Origin of the sequence: Chitinophaga pendula (assembly GCF_020386615.1) — a bacterium.
Lineage (GTDB): Bacteria > Bacteroidota > Bacteroidia > Chitinophagales > Chitinophagaceae > Chitinophaga > Chitinophaga pendula.
The window spans coordinates 1963426-1980726 of the sequence record NZ_CP077769.1 but is presented as its reverse complement, the minus strand read 5'-3'; the positions used below and the strand labels follow the sequence as shown (position 1 = coordinate 1980726).

14 protein-coding genes are annotated in these 17301 nt (G+C 49.0%); 1 reads left to right on the top strand and 13 read right to left on the bottom strand.

Going from position 1 to position 17301, the window contains the following annotated elements; all coding sequences use genetic code 11:
• Window positions 1-6 precede the first annotated feature (6 nt).
• The 6 genes from KTO58_RS07670 to KTO58_RS07645 all read right to left on the bottom strand — a co-directional run bounded on the left by KTO58_RS07670 (window position 7) and on the right by KTO58_RS07645 (window position 5575).
• Window positions 7-522 (bottom strand): hypothetical protein, encoded by a 516-nt coding sequence (locus KTO58_RS07670; protein WP_157753120.1) that lies wholly within the window; start codon window positions 520-522, stop codon window positions 7-9.
• Window positions 523-1037: 515 nt separating this feature from the next.
• Entirely contained in the window at window positions 1038-1472 is a 435-nt protein-coding gene (locus tag KTO58_RS07665; RefSeq protein WP_095839947.1) for a DUF6265 family protein, read from the bottom strand.
• 25 nt (window positions 1473-1497) lie between these two features.
• Window positions 1498-3423, bottom strand: a complete 1926-nt coding sequence (locus tag KTO58_RS07660) for a menaquinone biosynthesis decarboxylase (protein WP_225860120.1) — start codon at window positions 3421-3423, stop codon at window positions 1498-1500.
• A gap of 137 nt (window positions 3424-3560) precedes the next feature.
• On the bottom strand, window positions 3561-3854 hold the full coding sequence (locus tag KTO58_RS07655) for a hypothetical protein (protein WP_095839948.1): 294 nt from the start codon (window positions 3852-3854) through the stop codon (window positions 3561-3563).
• 387 nt (window positions 3855-4241) lie between these two features.
• The gene (porG, locus tag KTO58_RS07650; protein ID WP_095839949.1) at window positions 4242-5105 is read right to left on the bottom strand and encodes a type IX secretion system protein PorG; all 864 of its coding nucleotides are present in this window, start codon (window positions 5103-5105) and stop codon (window positions 4242-4244) included.
• A gap of 119 nt (window positions 5106-5224) precedes the next feature.
• Window positions 5225-5575, bottom strand: coding sequence for a DsrE family protein (locus KTO58_RS07645; protein ID WP_157753121.1), 351 nt, complete (start codon window positions 5573-5575; stop codon window positions 5225-5227).
• 489 nt (window positions 5576-6064) lie between these two features.
• Here KTO58_RS07645 and KTO58_RS07640 point away from each other — a divergent pair, with 489 nt between their 5' ends.
• Window positions 6065-6985, top strand: a complete 921-nt coding sequence (locus KTO58_RS07640) for a helix-turn-helix transcriptional regulator (RefSeq protein WP_095839951.1) — start codon at window positions 6065-6067, stop codon at window positions 6983-6985.
• A gap of 79 nt (window positions 6986-7064) precedes the next feature.
• Here KTO58_RS07640 and KTO58_RS07635 read toward each other — a convergent pair whose 3' ends face one another.
• From KTO58_RS07635 to KTO58_RS07600, 7 genes are all read right to left on the bottom strand, one after another.
• The gene (locus tag KTO58_RS07635) at window positions 7065-8192 is read right to left on the bottom strand and encodes a family 20 glycosylhydrolase (protein ID WP_095839952.1); all 1128 of its coding nucleotides are present in this window, start codon (window positions 8190-8192) and stop codon (window positions 7065-7067) included.
• Between the two features lie 110 nt (window positions 8193-8302).
• Window positions 8303-9349, bottom strand: coding sequence for an AI-2E family transporter (locus KTO58_RS07630; protein WP_157753122.1), 1047 nt, complete (start codon window positions 9347-9349; stop codon window positions 8303-8305).
• Between the two features lie 161 nt (window positions 9350-9510).
• Window positions 9511-12630 (bottom strand): efflux RND transporter permease subunit, encoded by a 3120-nt coding sequence (locus KTO58_RS07625; RefSeq protein WP_095839954.1) that lies wholly within the window; start codon window positions 12628-12630, stop codon window positions 9511-9513.
• A gap of 23 nt (window positions 12631-12653) precedes the next feature.
• Window positions 12654-13757 (bottom strand): efflux RND transporter periplasmic adaptor subunit, encoded by a 1104-nt coding sequence (locus KTO58_RS07620; protein ID WP_095839955.1) that lies wholly within the window; start codon window positions 13755-13757, stop codon window positions 12654-12656.
• Window positions 13758-13773: 16 nt separating this feature from the next.
• Window positions 13774-15057 carry a TolC family protein gene (locus KTO58_RS07615; protein WP_095839956.1) on the bottom strand — a complete coding sequence of 428 codons (1284 nt, stop codon included), beginning with the start codon at window positions 15055-15057 and terminating at the stop codon, window positions 13774-13776.
• Window positions 15058-15127: 70 nt separating this feature from the next.
• Window positions 15128-16498, bottom strand: a complete 1371-nt coding sequence (locus KTO58_RS28825) for a sensor histidine kinase (RefSeq protein ID WP_095839957.1) — start codon at window positions 16496-16498, stop codon at window positions 15128-15130.
• Between the two features lie 9 nt (window positions 16499-16507).
• Window positions 16508-17188: a response regulator transcription factor gene (locus KTO58_RS07600; RefSeq protein ID WP_095839958.1), complete on the bottom strand. Its 681-nt coding sequence runs from the start codon at window positions 17186-17188 to the stop codon at window positions 16508-16510.
• Between the last annotated feature and the right edge of the window lie 113 nt (window positions 17189-17301).

Here is a 17301-nt window from a genome sequence, read left to right as displayed (position 1 = left end):
AGTCAATTATTTCTTACCAATAATATAATGCAAAACCTGCAATAATCCCTGAAAAGATGCACCTGCTTCTACACTAATAATATATTCCTTGTCCTGCTTATCTTTCAACTTCAGTCGGGTAAAGTTCCCCTTAGGTGGTCCATTTTCGGTTTGTTCCCCTCGCAAAGCCAGCGTTACATCTGCCATCTCCGTGAAATACAAAGAAAAAAGTGCCGCTCCTTTTTGTTCAAGTATTCTTTTATCTGTCAGCAATACCCAGTTTGATTCGTCTTGCCTACAGCATATAAGCGCACTTTCAGTTGGTTCAAGCAATGCCAACTGGTTAACATAAGTTTGGTCGTTACTTTCATAGATTATCCTGGTTAATAGCCCTTCTCCACCTTTCCGCTTAAATATGGAAAGTAATATAGAAGGTTTGATTTCATGCTGTATCATGGTCGGTTGTCCCTTCTGAATTGATAATATACTGCCAATCGCTTTCTGTCTGCTCCCAATAATATCGCCTACCTCTAAATACTTCATAACTGATAGCGGGATAATTCAAATCGCTGAGTCCAAGTATTCCTGCCAGCATGTAAAAAGTATCACCTAAGGCTTCATTATAATATCCGGATACAGGTTTAATATCGCCGGAATGTATTATTACAACCAGCTCCTGAGCTACCATCGAAAGTATTGCCTTTATTGATTTCATTCTATAGCCACAGTGGTTTTTCCTCTCTACAACACAGACACTCCTGCAAAATAACGCAATTTAACGTCACACCCCTATTTATCCATCTCCCTTAATGCAAAAGGCCGCTACCTGGGATCAGGTGCGGCGTTGCTTGTACGACCAACTCAAATTATTGCTTAGTGAGTATGATAAGGCTATGTATCGTGTGTGATAATCGTTATTCGTATATCACACAACGAAAGTAGTCTCATTCGATTGTACTCGATGATCGATTTGGAAATTTGATTTACGCAAAAGGGAATTAAAGCAAAAAGCCCATAGGTAATACCTATGGGCTTGAGCTATTTAGTGCAGTAATAAACTATTGTTTCACGTATTGAAAGATGATTTCCCGGCTGGTGCCTTCGCTTTTTCCGGATACACGCGCATCCAGGTGTTGCTCATCTTTCCAACGGTAGAGTATCTTCTGAGGGAAGTCATGCTCCGGATTTTCGGCGACAAATCCTTCTGCTTTCAGCACCTTTACTTTGAACCGTACCGGCTGGTTGTCGTTCTGCCCTACGACAGTAGGAACATAAAAGATACCATCCTGTCTGCGGACCATCTGCATCGACTCCAGCAAGGTAGTATCATTACCTACGATGCGAAAGCTCTGTCCCTGCCAAGTAGAGTCATTGGCGCGCTGCCATTGTTCGATGATCTGGCTCCTTTTCGTCTGCATTACCCATACGCCTTCCAGGCGTTGCAGGTAACCGAATTGTACGGGCTTGACCTGGGCAATAACAGCATCGGTCATAAAAAGGCATAGCAGGATTATGCAGCTACTGTTGTACCACAGCTTCTTCACCATAGATCTGATGTTTGTATTTTAAGGAAGGGGAGGCTACAAAAGGTCCAATACCCAGTTCGGCCCATTTGTCATCCACCTTACGGATGGTCGCGTCGTCAGCAACGATGATATTAGGCCAGTCTCTTTCGAAGTTGTCCAGCAGTCTGGTCTTCAGCGTCCCGTCCATGCCGATACCGGCCAGTCTCTTACCCGGCTGATCCGCAATGGGGCGGTCGATCACAAAGCTGTCTCTCCTCGGGTCCAGGTTATTACAAAAACGCCACAGCGCAGAGGGCAGGTCGGACACATCTACGGTATGTTCTACATAAAGGACCATTTTGATCCCTGCCAGGGCGGGCAGCTGATACAAGGCCTCATTCAGCTCCCGGATATGGTTGATCCGGTTTTTCTCCACTGCCACCAGGATACAGGAGATGTCCTGATCCAACAGGCTGCTGTTGATAGCTTTGATCTCAGGGAATTGCGACCGGATAGCGGCCTCGTCCGGCTTACCTGGGGTAGCAGGCAGGTAATAGCTACCGTCGATCTCCTCTTCGTGTTTGCGGGTACCGTCGATACATACCTTACCGCCAAATCCCATCTTGGAACAGGAGTGATCCAGTACGTCCATCGGTCCCTGGCTGAAATAAATATCGGTAGCAGGATTCAGGTGCCGGAACACATCCTGCGCCAGCTTGCGATAATCGTGGATGTCAGTATGCTCATCAGCAACTACCAGTATTTTATTGAACATCATCTGTCCGGCGCCCCACATGGCATTCATCACTTTCTGCGCCTGACCGGCATAGTCTTTCTGTATCTTGGAGATGACCAGGTTATGAAACACACCTTCTACCGGCATTTCCATATCGATGATCTCGGGTACCAGCGTCATTTTGATCGGCGCCAGGAAGATGCGCTCCGTAGCTTTCCCGATCCAGGCATCTTCCTGCGGTGGAATACCAACGATCGTAGAGGGATACACCGCATCTTTACGATGTGTGATCGCCGTTACATGAAAACGAGGATACCAGTCTGCCAGGGAATAATAACCGGTATGGTCGCCAAACGGACCTTCCCATATCAGTTCCTCATGGGGTTCTACATACCCTTCTATTACAAAGTCCGCATCTGCCGGCACTTCCAGCTCCGGCTGCGTAATACATTTTACCAGCTCTACTTTCCGCTTACGCAGAAAACCGGCCAGCATATATTCATCTACATTCTCGGGCAAGGGTGCCGTGGCGGAATAGGTATAGACAGGATCTCCTCCTAGTATCACCGCTACCGGCATCCGTTTATGCAGCTTTTTATATTCGGAAAAATGTTTGGCGGATACCTTATGTTTATGCCAGTGCATACCGGTAAGGTCCTTGCCGAACACCTGCATACGATACATCCCTACATTCCGGCTGCCGGTGTTAGGGTCTTTGGTATGTATCACCGGCAGGGTGATAAAAGGACCGCCGTCTTTAGGCCAGCAGGTCATCACGGGCAGCTTATGCAGGTCCGGATCTTTCATCACTACCTCCTGACAGGCGCCACGACCACTCACTACTTTAGGTAGCCAGGAAGCAAACTGCCCCAGCTTGGGCAACATCGACAATTTATCCAGGATACCTTCTTTCGGTTTGGAAATTAGTTTGAACAACGCCTCTATCTCATGTGCCACATCATCGAGATGGTTGACACCCAAAGCCAGGCACATCCGTTTATTACTTCCCATCGAATTGATCAGTACCGGAAAATCATAACCGGTATTCTCAAACAACAATGCTTTTCCACCGCCGGGCATTTTACTCACCCGGTCGGTGATCTCCGCCATCTCCAGCTCAGGACTCACATAGGTTTTGATCCTGATCAGCTCTCCGGCTTGTTCCAGCGTGTCTATAAAATGTTTCAGATGCTTATATGCCATAAATTCAAATGCTACGATCCCCCAAAAGTACTATCAATTCATTAGAAAATCAGCTAATAAAAAATATAGGGTATCGCCCGCCGATAGCAGGCAATACCCTTCTTTGGATAGCATAATTCATCTATTCAGCCGTCTCCCTACAGTGTGATGATCACACGCGGACGGCCAAATGGCCTGGGAGGCGGTGGCGGCGGCGGTGGATACATCACCACAGGATACGGCCGCACATATACGACTCTCGGGTCCCGATAATGACAGTCCCGCTCCCGGTACCGGCGATAATCACGCCGGTCACAATCTTTGTAGTGACCCCTTCCCCGGTGATTGTCGGCATAACGGTCCGGATAAGAACGGCGGTCCCACCCTCTCTGCGCATAGGAACCAGATATAGTTCCTCCTAGCAGGAGTAACATCAATAATGCTTTTTTCATGCTGTTTGAAATTTTAGTTCTTCAGTATGGCTTCGAAAGAATGAACATTGCTACACGAACAATGGTAATAGTAAATGGTGGGAAATTTGTGTTGTCGGTGTTGTTGGCGTTGTGGTTTTTGTAATGAATAATAAATGCTCGTCCCCGTTAACGTGAAAAAGACAGGTAGTGGCGCGCCAACCGGCATATGTATCGTTTCTTACTCTCTCCGCGATTTTTGATCCGTACGGCCTGTCCGGCCGGCATCGCTATTATTACCTGTGACAACATTAATCCAAGAAATGTGCCATAAAATAAAACATCCCGTCCAGGAGACGGGATGCATTTTTATATGTGGACTTTTGATGGGGCAAATTAGCGCCTATCATTAGCAAACATTATGCCGGACTAAAATCTAGGGCAGGTAGATACCTTCTGACGCCCCCAGCGACTACCGCCGCTACCGCCAAACCGGTAAGCGAGCGTCACACCGGAAAACACATACCAGTCCTTATTCTTATCACTACCACGCACCGTCCCGTCTACCGGGTAAGAACCCCTGGGCACATCTTTCGCATTCACCTCATCCCCGCGATACGCAAACTTCACCCCATTAGGTCCTGTATATTGTAATAAAGTATTCTGATCTACATAAGTCTTACTCACATCATCCAGGTAATCGGTAAAGGTCTTACGGAAACCAAGCTCCGCACCCACCGTCCACAGATCATTCAACTGCACCTTCACCCCCACACCAAATGGAATAGACACCTGCCTGATGTTGTACATCTGCCGGTCAGGATACTGCGGTAAGCCTTGTCCTTCCGTACGCAGGCGACGCAAACGAACCGTTCCGCCGGCACTGTCTTTCGTAGTAGGATAAAAACTAAAACCAGCTACTCCCACAAATACATAGGGCGTATAACCAGTTACTTCAATATCCAGGAAATTGATCTCCGCTAACAGGTTCACTTCCCATATGTCAGAACGGAAACTTAAGTTACGGGCACGCAGATCCTTACTTTCATTAGTACTGTCCGCCCCGGCGATATTCCCGTATTGTACACCCAGCCGTACCGTCAGAAAACGGTTGATATCCCTTCTCACAAACAATCCTACGGAGGGCTTGGTATATTTAAGATCTACACGCTGCTGCACAAGGTCTCCGCTGTAATTACTGATTCCCAAAAATCCGCCGGCATGCCAGCTCTGTGCCGATCCTAATAATGGAAATAGTATACCTGCTAAAAGTATCCCAGTGATCTTTTTCAATGTGTCAGTTTTTTAAGAGGTTAATTGTTAATTAGTAACGCCAGGAATCCGGAAAAAATTGTAAGCCCTTGCATTAGCGGCTAAATTAGAATTTTTCTTCAAGTTTTTAAAATGCATGCCTATTCACCTGCCCGCAGATAAGCCCATCCCTCCAGCTGACGTTCCACCAGGTGCCCCACACCCGCAGGGATAATGCGTACGCCCGGCAGCCAGCTGGCGCTTGCAGATAACGATCGGATCGTATTGGCACAGAGCAGCCATTGCACCCCTCTCCCCTGCAAGGACATGATCTCCTCCCTATATGCACTCTCCTCCGATAATAAAGGATAGGCCTGCCCGTGCACCACCACCTCCGCCTTCAGCAAACGTCCTTCAAAATAAACCAGCAGGTTGCCTAACTGCCGCAACAAGGCCCTATGTACGGCCATATCCCCCGTGCTCAACTGAAAAACTACCTGGTGTTCCTTCATAATTGTCCGTTTTTATATCCCGGCAGCGAAGATACCGGCAAAATATTTTTCGCCGTTAACAAACAGTTAGCATTTGAAAAAAATGAAAGAGATAATTTTGTTGTACAAACATGTTCTGTAAGAGATTGTCATTTTTATAAACACGGGTTATTCCATCGCCATCAGCGGGAGACTGATCGGCTACCCAAACAGGCTGAAGGAGCTGTTTCATCTAGTTGAAACAGCTCTTTTTTTATGCGCCAACACCACCCCAAAATCCACTTCCCCTAAATCTACCGCTCCCATACGTATACCTATAACCGATATCCATAACTGATATTGATAAACATCAATATATTTTTCATTATCTCAAATGCAATGCTTAGATTGCATATATCAAAATCTTTTTGATAGCCCCCTGAGAAACGCAAATCAAGGATACATCGCTCACAACACTTGGAATTGGGAATATAACATTTACATGACCGCAAAATCTTCATCTGCATTAACATGAAGCCCACTCCTGAACTCCAGCATGCTTATGCACTCCATGGATTAGGATACGCAGATAATAACCTCGCCGAACAAATTGATATTAAAACCGTTGCGGACTGGTTAGGCATATCCTATTCTTATTTCTATCACACTTTCGCCAGGATCACCGGCGAACCTTTCGGACAATACGTCAAACGCCATCGCCTCGAAACCGGCGCCGGCCTCCTTAGACACAGCGACTACAACGTCACCGAAATCAGCGAACGCACCGGCTATGCCACCGTAGCCGCTTTTACCAAAGCATTCACACAACACTATGGTCAAAGCCCCAACAAATGGCGCGGCATTCACATCCTCCCCAATGAACAACGTACATTGGAACTGACAGAAATGATCGTCGCCGCCACCGCGGCAGCTGGGGTCTCCATCAACCAGTTCTTTAATATAGACCGGGCCGAAAGCATCTACCTGCCCGAATCCACACTTTACTATAACTTCCTCTCCCTCGGCCAGGATCCCATCACCCAAATGATCATCCGCATGGCCGCCGAAGAAGAACGCTTCAATCGCCTCAAAAGACACCTGGACATCAAAAAGTCCATGTTCATCACCGGTACGCTCGATGCCGTTCCGGTTACCAACTACGAAAAACTCTCCATGTTCGCCGGCCTCGCCATCCCAAAAGATCAAACAGCCATTCACGAACAACTGCAACGTGACGAATTCCGCTTCTTCCGAAAGAAACTCCCGGGTGGATATTACTACCGCCTGCCCGTGCCGCTGGACTTCGCCAGCGCCGGCGTTCCCATGTACGAATTCATCAATCGCAGTTGCCAGGAGGGCATCTTCAAAATGAGTGGTAACCACTTCTTTATCTCCCTCACCGGCCCACGCCTCTGCGAGATATACATCCCCTACATGAAACGCTGCCTCTGACATACAAGAAAGACGGCAGGAAATCAAAGGGATATCACTCCCCTCGCCTTCCTGCCGTCTTCCGTAATAAGTGTCAAAACTATTGCTTCGCAATCTCGGCAAACAAAGTACGGTAACAGTTCGCCGATGTATTCACCGTATCTTTCGGGTCCTTACGCACCCCGTAAAATTCATCCATAAACGCTCCCGCACCAGACCATATCGTCTGCATCATCCCCTGGAACCTGGGCTTCATGTCCGCCGTCGCACTCTCCCGGAATTGCAACATATCCTTCAGCTGTGCCACCGCATTGCCTGGCATCCGCCACGGACAGGTGATCACATTCAGCCCCTTCATCGCAAAATATACTGGCGTCTTATCAGGACGCTCATAATGCCAGTCGCAGATCATCACGTCTTTCGGGATCATGTCTATCGCTCGGTAAGTATTGTTAAAACTGGCTTCCCACATCCCCAGCCCCGTCGTCTTGCCATCCAGCAGCCGGTCACCCCATATCCACAACTGTCGGTTCTTTTGCGCCAGGTGCTGGCTGATCTTCGTCACCTCCGCAGCAAACAACTCCGCCTTGTCAGCACCGTTACAACGCGGACACTGCTGCTCCCCTATATAAAACACCTCGTCCATCCCGGCATGGAAAGCCGTAGACTCAAACACGTCACAGATCTCATCCACCAGCTCAAATACGATCTTATGCACCTCCGGATGACGCGGACAGTAACTCTTACAGTAAAGCCCATCTGGATTAGGCCATACATACTTCTCCGGCATCTTCACCTGCGGCGTCTCATCAAACTGCGGATATACCCGCAACAGGTTATGCGTCTCTCCCGCCCAGGACTGATGACCCAACAAATTGATCTGCGGAATCAGCCGGATGTTCAGCCGCTTGCACAACTTCACCAGCTGCTGCACCTGCTGCTTGGATAAAGCCGCCGAATCACGCAACTCCGGATGAGAAGCAAACTGGTAATTCCAGTCTATCCGTAATACAAGCGTGTTCACCTGGCGTGTCGCCAGCTCTTTCTCTACAAAAGTCAGGAACCGCGCCAGCTCCGACGGCCGTGGCGCAGCAATACAAAATCCCCTAACAGGCAACAGGCTGTCAGGATGTACAGCAGGGGTACGTACACTACCGTCAACAGTACCAACATTACGGAAAGCACTGAGCACGAGGATGCTCAGCAACAAATACAGGGTGTTTTTCATGTTTGCAGGGTTTTAAATGTCACGTACATCCGGAGACGAACGCACGTTACATAACGTGTTAAGCTATACGCGCATGGCGCATAGCTAAAGATAATACAAGAATTGTATTATTACACATCATCACCCAGCAAGATAGCCCAAGGGGCAAGATATTCTATATGCTCAAAAGCTATTTTCATAATCGCGATCAGCGGTATCGCCAGGAACATGCCGGGTATCCCCCACAACATACTTCCCAACACCACACCCACAATAGTGACCAGCGCATTGATCTTCACCTTGGACCCTACAATACGGGGCAACAGGATATTGCTGTCCAGCAGGTGCACCAGGAATAACACCACTCCTACCTGCAACGCCCCGCCAAAAGTACCGCTGGTCAACGTCACCAGCATACTCAGGACAATCGCCGTAAAAATGCCTATATAAGGAATGATATTGAACATCGCAGCCATAATACCCAGCAGCGTCGCATACTTGATACCTAATATCCAGAATACGGCACAGTTCAGCAGCGCCACCACCACCATCTCGATCAACAACCCGGATACATAACTCTTAATAATGAACCGGGTCTGACCCAGCACATCCTGCAGCGTCTCCTGGTGCTTCTCCCGGAACAAACGTACCAGAAAACGAACCAGCTGCCGCCGGTATAATAACAGGAAAAAAGTATACAGCAGCACAAATACCACAAATACTACCATACTGGAAATAGATACAAATGTCTGGCTCACAAAGGAGGTCGCCGTACCCAAAGTACCTACCGCCACCTTCTCCAGGTAATCCATCTGAGTAGTGGCATCTATATGGAACCGTGCATGGATCCAGCCCTGCAACAGGTCTATCGAATGCAGTAACTGCCGCTCCAGCGAAGGAAAGTCAGAAATGAAAGAAGCCATCTGCGATACCAGCAGCGATAATACCCCGGCCAGCGCGATCACAAATATAAATACCGATACAAATGCCGCCAGCCCACGGGGAAAACGCCATCGCTCCAGCAAATTGGCCAGCGGCAACAATAGGATCGCCGCCAGGAAGGCAAAGGTCAGGGGAATAATGATCTCCGCAGCAATATGACATATATATACAATCAATACCAACGAAATCAACGTATAAGCCAGTTTTGCGCTAAAGGGTAGAGTTCTTATTCTCATGCTCATAGATTTACTCAAATATATTAAAGATCACTTATTCTTATATTATTATCTTATTAATATAAAAAAGCTCCCCTACGCTTTTGAACGCAGGAGAGCTTATCAACAACTAAAACTAAGCAAAAAAAATGCCTTTTGACGGATCTAATAATTTAAACAGATCAGTTCCCGGGCTTGTGTAAACTACGACGGTATGCCCAATAGAAAACAACCGGGAAGATAAAAAGGTTGAACAAAGTATCAGTTATTAATCCTCCAATCACTACTCTCGCCAATGGACGGGCGGTTTCAGATCCTATTCCCACACTCGTAGCTGCCGGCAACAGGCCAATAGCCGCCATCATCGCCGTCATTACCACTGGTCGCACTCTCGATGCTACCCCCTCCCGGATCGCCAGCGACAAACTGAAATCAGCCTGGCCACCCAGTACACGGATGTTATTCTTAAATCGCGATGTCAGGATCACCCCATTCTGTACACATATACCAAACAGCGCTATAAACCCAATCCCTGCCGAAATACTGAAGTTCGTATGCGTAAACCAGAGCGCAAAGATCCCGCCAAGTATAGCGAAGGGGACATTACCCAACACTAGCAACGCATCCTTGATCTTACCAAATAACATAAATAGGATCAGGAAAATAAGCAATAAACTGATCGGCACGACCTTCGTCAGCCGGTCCGTCGCCCGCTCCTGATTCTCAAAATCACCGGCCCACTCCAACGTATACCCCTTCGGTATCTTCACCTGCGCACCTACCTTCTGACGGGCCTCCTGTATAGTACTACCCATATCACGGCCCCTCACGGAAAATTTGATCGCCCCATAACGCAGGTGCTTATCCCGGTATATGATACTGGGCCCCACCACGTGGTCAATCGTCGCAATCTCCTTCAAAGGCACTTTACTACCCCGCAAGGTAGGCACCATCAGATCCCCGATAGAGTGCTCATCCTCACGGAACGACTCCGGATAACGGATACGCAGGTCAAAATACTTCTCCCCTTCGTAGATCCGCGTCGCTGCCTTACCGCCGATCGCCATCTCCACAATGGAGTTCGCATCCTCCGTCGTCACACCATACAACGCCATCTTCTCCTGGCTCAGGTTGATACGCAACTCCGGCTGACCCAGGTTACGCAATATCCCCAGGTCCTCGATACCGTCCACCGTCTTCAATATCCGCTCTATCTGCTCCTCCCGCTGCTCGATCACCTTAAAGTCATCGCCAAACAGCTTCACTACGATAGACCCTTTAACACCAGATACCGCCTCCGCCACATTATCCATGATCGGCTGCGAAAAACTAAGCGATATCCCGGGTGTCCCCTCTAGCTGCCGTTGCATACTCTCCACTAATTGTTCCTTCGTGATCTTCCGCTTCCACTGATCCTTCGGGTAAATGTCTGCATGGAACTCTATATTATAGAATCCCGTCGCATCCGTACCATCATTCGGCCGGCCCGTCTGGGAGATCACCTGCTTCACTTCCGGGAAAGCCAACAACTTCTTACGCATCTCGTTGGCCAGCTTCACCGATTCGTCCAGCGACGTACTCAACGGCCCCGTAGCCCTTATATAGATCGCGCCTTCATTCAACTCCGGCAGGAACTCCGTTCCCAGAAAACGGAAACAATATAGACCAATAGCCAACACCGTCAGCGCACCGGCAAACCAGGCTCCCTTCCGCCTGAACACACGATCGAATAAACGTAGGGTATACTTGTTGAGGAACTCAACAAATACATTGTGTTTCTCCCGCACATTCTTCTTTAATAATACACTGGCCATTGCCGGTACCAGCGTAAATGTCAGGATCAAAGCCCCCAGCAAGGCAAAACCAAGCGTCCATGCCAGCGGAGAGAACATCTTACCTTCCACCTTCTCAAAAGCGAAAATGGGCAGCAACCCCGTGATGATGATCAACTTGGCAAAGAAGATACTTTTGCCGTTCTCCATACAGGCCCGTCGTATCATCCCCAGCTTACTCAGCTGGTTGAACCGCTGCATCCCCATATGATGGGCCCGCCGGTCCAGCACCACAAAGATCCCCTCCATCATGACGACCGCCCCGTCGATAATAATACCAAAGTCAATAGCCCCCATAGAAAGCAGGTTCGCACTCATCCCCTTCAACCGCAGGCAGATAAAGGCAAATAACAACGACAATGGTATCACCACCGCCACAATAATAGTGGTACGCCAGTCCGCCATGAACAGAAACACGATCACCGTTACAAAGATGATCCCCTCCAACATGTTGTGCAACACGGTATGGGTGGCATAGTCGATCAGGTCCTCCCGGTTATAGAAGGTCTTGATCTTCACATCCTCCGGTAAGATCCGCTCATTCAGATCCGCGATCTTCAGCTTCAGCTGCTCGATCACATTCGCAGGGTTCTCCCCCTTCCGCATCACCACTATACCTTGCACCACATCATGATCCAGGTCGCGACCTACCTGCCCAAGACGTGGTAACGAAGACACCGTCACATTTGCCACATCTTTTACCAGTACCGGCGTACCATTAATATGATCTACAATAATATTACGTATCTCATCCACATTGTTCAGGATACCGATCCCCCTCACCACATAGGCCTGGGCATTCTTTACGATCACATCCCCGCCCACGTTAATATTACTTTTCGCCAACGCCTGGTAAAGCTCTGTCGCACTGATATCATACTGTACCGCCTTATCAGGGTTAACCTTCACCTCGTATATTTTAACAGAACCGCCAAAGCTGACAATGTCTGCCACCCCCGGTACCGCCAGCAGATTACGCTCTACCACCCAGTCCTGTAACGTCTTCAACTCCTGCACCGATCGTTTGTTGCTCTCCAGCGTATACCGGTAGATCTCACCAGTAGGCCCATATGGTGGCTGTATATCCGGCGACACCCCATCCGGCAGGTCCGCCGAGGTAATATTGTTATTTATCTGCTGCCGGGCAAAAGTGTCATCCACATCATCGTCAAACACCACCTTTACCACCGACAGCCCGAACAACGAAGAAGAACGGATATGCGTTTTCTTCTGCGCCCTGTTCATCGCAATCTCGATCGGACGCGTCACGAATTTCTCCACTTCCTCCGCACTACGACCCGACCACTGCGTGATGATCGTCACCGAAGTATTCGTTACATCCGGAAATGCTTCTATCCCTATCTGTTTAAAACTGACATATCCCGCCACCGCCAGCAGACCAGCTGCAAAAAATATGAAATACCGGTTGCTGAGCGAGAAAGCCAGTACCTTCTTGAAGATCTTGTTCATAATTATAATAGGTCTGTGCCAGCTTACTGTGCTTGCAGCGTTTCATAAATAAATACCTGACGGGAAGCGATCACCTGCTCTCCGGGCTGTAACCCGGTTGCGATATAACTCCTGTCATCCAACGTCCGGGCAATCTGTACCTCCCTTACCTCTACAAATGGGGCCCGGAACGTACGTACCAGCACATAATATTTGTCATGGTCGAAAATGATCCCCCTCGAAGGAATACTCACCATCTCATTATCACTGTGCCTGGCCGCACGGATACGTACAAACATCTCCGGCTTCAGCAGGTAGTCCGTATTTTTTACCACCACCCGCGCTTTCATCACCTTATTATCAGGGTCCAGTACATTATATATCTTATCAATACGGCCGGTAAATACCTTATCAGGATAGGCCAACGTAGTCATGGTCACCTCATCCCCTTCACGTATACCGGAAATATCCGACTCAAATACATTCAGCATCGCCCACACCTCTTTCAGATCAGCTACCGTAAAGATCGGGTCCGCATTATCCGGCCGCCATTGCATATGCTCTACCGCTTTTTTGCTGATGATAAACCCGGCTTCCGGCGCCTTCACCAGATAACTGTTCTGCTGCGAACCTCCGTTAATAGCCAGTATCTCTTTGGATTTCTCATAAGCGGCCTTCGCTTTGGCATAATTACTTTTAGCTTCCTCCACATCCTTCTGGGCATTCAGTCCGCTCTTAAAAAAAGATGCTGCCACTTCCATATTACGACGCGCCAGCTGCAGCTCACTCTCCGCGGTATAATGATCGGCAGAATATCCGGCCATCTCCGCACTGCGCATAACAGCCAGTGTCTGCCCTTGCTGTACAAAATCGCCGGAGTGTACCTTCACCGCCGTCACAATACCGCTCACCATCGGAAAGATGCGCGCGACCTTATCTTCATTCACAGAGATCTTACCGGTCAGGTACAGCTCCTGATCTACCGGACGATTGGTGGCAGTATCGATCTGCAACGTCCGCACCAGCGAATCCGTCAGCGCCCAACGCCGTACCGGCACTTCCTGTGGCTGACTGTTACAGGCGCCCAACGTGGCCGCAGTGAATAAGGTGAATAGTATAGGTACATACTGCCTATTATTAAATTGCATATGTTAGATGATTTTATCAGGGATGAAAAATGAGGGAACCGGTGGAATAATTCAGCTGCTCCAAAGAACGATGACGCTGGTACTGCAGCTCATTATACTTCAGTACATGCTCGCGGTAAGCATCATACAGATCGGTGAACTCCAGCAGACCTATGTTGTGCGAACGGAAATTCCGCTCCACCTCGCCCATCAGCGTAGCATATTGCTGCATGAAAGCAGGGTCCAGTTCCGTCACCAGCTTCTCCGTCTGTAAAGCTTGCTGATAACTGGTCATCACTTCCTGCTCTAGCTGATCCTGTTGCGACTGCATACCGAGCTTATCACCCGCCAGCGTAGCACGGGCCATTTTGATATTACCTTGGTTACGGTTGAAGAAAGGCAATGGCATACTGATCGTCAACGCATTGTAGTTACGTTCGAAGTTGCCTTGCTTATCATAGGAAAAGCCAAGCTGCACATCCGGTACAGCCATGGCTTTCTGTAGTTGTAGGTTCAGCTCACTATATTTCACTTGCTCTTTGGCAATCTGCAGGTCATAACGATTTACGTAAGCAGTGTCCAGCAACTGCTGGTAAGGCCTTTGAGCCACCAGGTCCGGATCACGCTCATCCCTCACCGCTACTGGCCGTATCACCGTAGTACTCGGCACGCGTATCAGCAACGCTAGGTCTGCCTGCAACTCCAGCAGGTCCTTTTGCTGCTCCAGCTGATCATGTTGCAGATCATACAGCATAGAACGCAACCGAACAATATCCTTCAACGACACATTCCCCTGGTTATGCTGCTCGTCAAATGCCTTGACAATACGCTGCAAAGACGCAATCTGGCTGGCATACATGTCCAGCGACCGCTGCGCATAATACAGCTTGTAAAAAGTATCTCTTAAGGAATAGCGGAGAGTGCGCAACAGGTCGAAAAACTGGTACTCACTCATCCGCACACCACTCTTAGCCAGGTTGATCTGCTTATTCCGCTTACCGGCCAGCTTGAATAACTGCTGCAACTGGAACACATTCTCCCCGGCGTAAGAAAGATCAAACCACTTCCGGTTAGTGTGGTTGTACAACACATTCTCATACGATACCTGCGGGTTGTCGTATAATTTAGCCGTGATCACCTCAGCCTTCGCCGAGTCAATACTATACTGCTGCATCAGCAGCGGAAGGTTTTGCTGCAGTAACCGCTGTTGCGCCTGCGATAGTGTAAGGGAAAGCGTGTCCCGCTGTTGTGCCGATGCCGTATATCCACCGCCTAGCAGCAGCAACATCGTTCCAACAAGCAGCCATAATCTTTGCGTCATATATAATTATTTCGGACGCAAAGATGAATGGGACGTATTAGGTGGGCATTAGAAAAAGATTAGAATGAGATTAGAACCGGCCATTAGCTGCAAACAAAATGTTAAAAGTGGTGCCTTTGCCTGGCCAGCTCTGTACCGTAATAGTAGCACCGTGTAAAGCAAGTATCTTCTGCGCCATCGCCAGACCAATACCATAACCGTCAAATTCATGGGCATTACTCCCCCGGAATAATGGCATAAATATCCTGTCCAGCTCCGACGGATCAATACCAATACCGGTATCCGATACCGATAGTAACATACCCGCCGCACTCCATGACAGCTTACAGCCAACCGGCCGCATATGGGAAAACTTAAACGCGTTCTTTATAATATTATGTAATGCCAGGTGCAACAGCTGCCGGTTACCATATATGATCAGCTGCGCCGCATCCTCCGGCATATGTTCCATCACTACCTCCACCACCGCCGGCGGTACCCGCTGCGCCCAGGCCGTCTGCTCCTCCCACAACCATTCGTCCAGCCGTATCGCTACCCGCTGCGAAGGGTCCGGCAATACATCCGGCCGCGTCAGCTCCAGCAATCCCTGCGTGATGATACGCAACTTCTCAGATTCCCCCAGCACTGTCTGCAACGTCTCCACATACTCCTCCCCGCTACGCACCCGCTGCAACGTCACCTCGATCTCCCCGATGATAGTGGTCAACGGCGTCCGCAACTCATGCGACGCATTCGATACAAACGACTTCTGCCGCTCAAAAGCAGCCTCCAGCCGCTCCAGCAACTGGTTGAAATTGTCCGCCAACTCATCGATCTCATCCCTGTTACGACTCTTCGATACCCGCATATCCAGGTTGCTCGACCGGATCACTTTCATCTGCCCGTTGATATGTTTCACCGGTTGTAACGCCCGCCGCGCAAACCACTGCCCGGTAAAAAAGATGATCAGCAACCCCAGACAGAAAGTACCGGCCAGTATCCATACCAGATACTGCAACTGCTGCATACCGCTCTTGTTACGGGCCGTAATGATCACCACATAGTCCCCCTGGTTGTCCGGATAGAATAACCCCAACGCCTGCTTATCCTTGATAGTGAACCGGTAAATCTTACGCTGCCGGATCGTCTCCAGCAAAGATGCCGGCCAGTTATATTTGATCTTTTCGATAAACACAGGACGGTCGTCCTGGTCGTAGATATTGCTCGACTCATTAGGAATACGCTCCTGGTAACGCTCCTCCAGCTCACGGAATTTCTTCTTCGTCAGCTCATCCTTCTCCAGGAACACCTGCGCCGTAATCAGCGCCCTCCCCTGTAAAGTGCGGTAAAAACTCTTCTGGATATATTGGGCAGACAACAGATAGATCAACGCAAATACCGCCAGCAACAAAATGCCGGAAATCAACGTGTACTGCAATGACAAACGGTGCCGTATCTTCATAACAGCTCCTTATTTCAGTTTCATTACATATCCCATTCCTACCACCGTATGGATCAGCCGGCCACCGGCATGTCCCTTCTCAATCTTATTACGTAGGTAATTAATATATACATCTATCACATTCGTACCGGTGTCAAAGTCCAGCCCCCAGACCACTTCCGCGATCAATGTCCGCGACAGCACCTTACCGATGTTACGCAGGAAAAGCTCCAGCAAAGCATACTCCTTGGCCGTCAGCACAATCTCCTGCCCGTTGCGTATAGCCAGCCGGGTGGTCGTGTCCAGCTGCAGATCTGAAAACACCAGCTGCGCACGCTCCTCCTTAATAGGGAATTTACGCCGGCTCAAAGCCTGTATACGCGCCACCAGCTCAGAAAAATGAAAAGGCTTCGCCAGGTAATCATCCGCACCGGCATTCAACCCGTCCACAATATCCTGCGTAGCATTCAACGCCGTCAGCATCAAGATAGGTGCCTGCACCTGCCGGTCACGAATATACCGGCACAACGCAATCCCATTGATCTGTGGCAACATCACATCTAATATTATAAGATCATATTCATCCAGCAACGCCGCCTTCTGCCCCGACTCCCCGTCGTAAGCCACCTCCACCTGATGACGCTGCTCCTCCAACCCCCGCTTGATAAAAGCCGCCACCTTCTCTTCGTCTTCTATGAGTAATATCTTCATATGTCAATAGCAATCTCCAATGCCAAAACTAAGCATACTTTGCTTAGCACACATTAAAGCTACATTAGAAACTACAAATCCCCCCTCCCGTCCTCCTGCAATACCACATAATA

What these genes read in the sequence shown, in the direction of transcription:
- KTO58_RS07600 (WP_095839958.1), bottom strand. Translation starts at nt 17,188, where the DNA reads ATGAAGATATTACTCATAGAAGACGAAGAGAAGGTGGCGGCTTTTATC.
- KTO58_RS07625 (WP_095839954.1), bottom strand. Translation starts at nt 12,630, where the DNA reads ATGAACAAGATCTTCAAGAAGGTACTGGCTTTCTCGCTCAGCAACCGG.
- KTO58_RS07620 (WP_095839955.1), bottom strand. Translation starts at nt 13,757, where the DNA reads ATGCAATTTAATAATAGGCAGTATGTACCTATACTATTCACCTTATTC.
- KTO58_RS07665 (WP_095839947.1), bottom strand. Translation starts at nt 1,472, where the DNA reads ATGACCGATGCTGTTATTGCCCAGGTCAAGCCCGTACAATTCGGTTAC.
- KTO58_RS07660 (WP_225860120.1), bottom strand. Translation starts at nt 3,423, where the DNA reads ATGGCATATAAGCATCTGAAACATTTTATAGACACGCTGGAACAAGCC.
- KTO58_RS07615 (WP_095839956.1), bottom strand. Translation starts at nt 15,057, where the DNA reads ATGACGCAAAGATTATGGCTGCTTGTTGGAACGATGTTGCTGCTGCTA.
- KTO58_RS07670 (WP_157753120.1), bottom strand. Translation starts at nt 522, where the DNA reads ATGAAGTATTTAGAGGTAGGCGATATTATTGGGAGCAGACAGAAAGCG.
- KTO58_RS07630 (WP_157753122.1), bottom strand. Translation starts at nt 9,349, where the DNA reads ATGAGAATAAGAACTCTACCCTTTAGCGCAAAACTGGCTTATACGTTG.
- KTO58_RS07635 (WP_095839952.1), bottom strand. Translation starts at nt 8,192, where the DNA reads ATGAAAAACACCCTGTATTTGTTGCTGAGCATCCTCGTGCTCAGTGCT.
- KTO58_RS07645 (WP_157753121.1), bottom strand. Translation starts at nt 5,575, where the DNA reads ATGAAGGAACACCAGGTAGTTTTTCAGTTGAGCACGGGGGATATGGCC.
- KTO58_RS28825 (WP_095839957.1), bottom strand. Translation starts at nt 16,498, where the DNA reads ATGAAGATACGGCACCGTTTGTCATTGCAGTACACGTTGATTTCCGGC.
- KTO58_RS07640 (WP_095839951.1), top strand. Translation starts at nt 6,065, where the DNA reads ATGAAGCCCACTCCTGAACTCCAGCATGCTTATGCACTCCATGGATTA.
- KTO58_RS07655 (WP_095839948.1), bottom strand. Translation starts at nt 3,854, where the DNA reads ATGAAAAAAGCATTATTGATGTTACTCCTGCTAGGAGGAACTATATCT.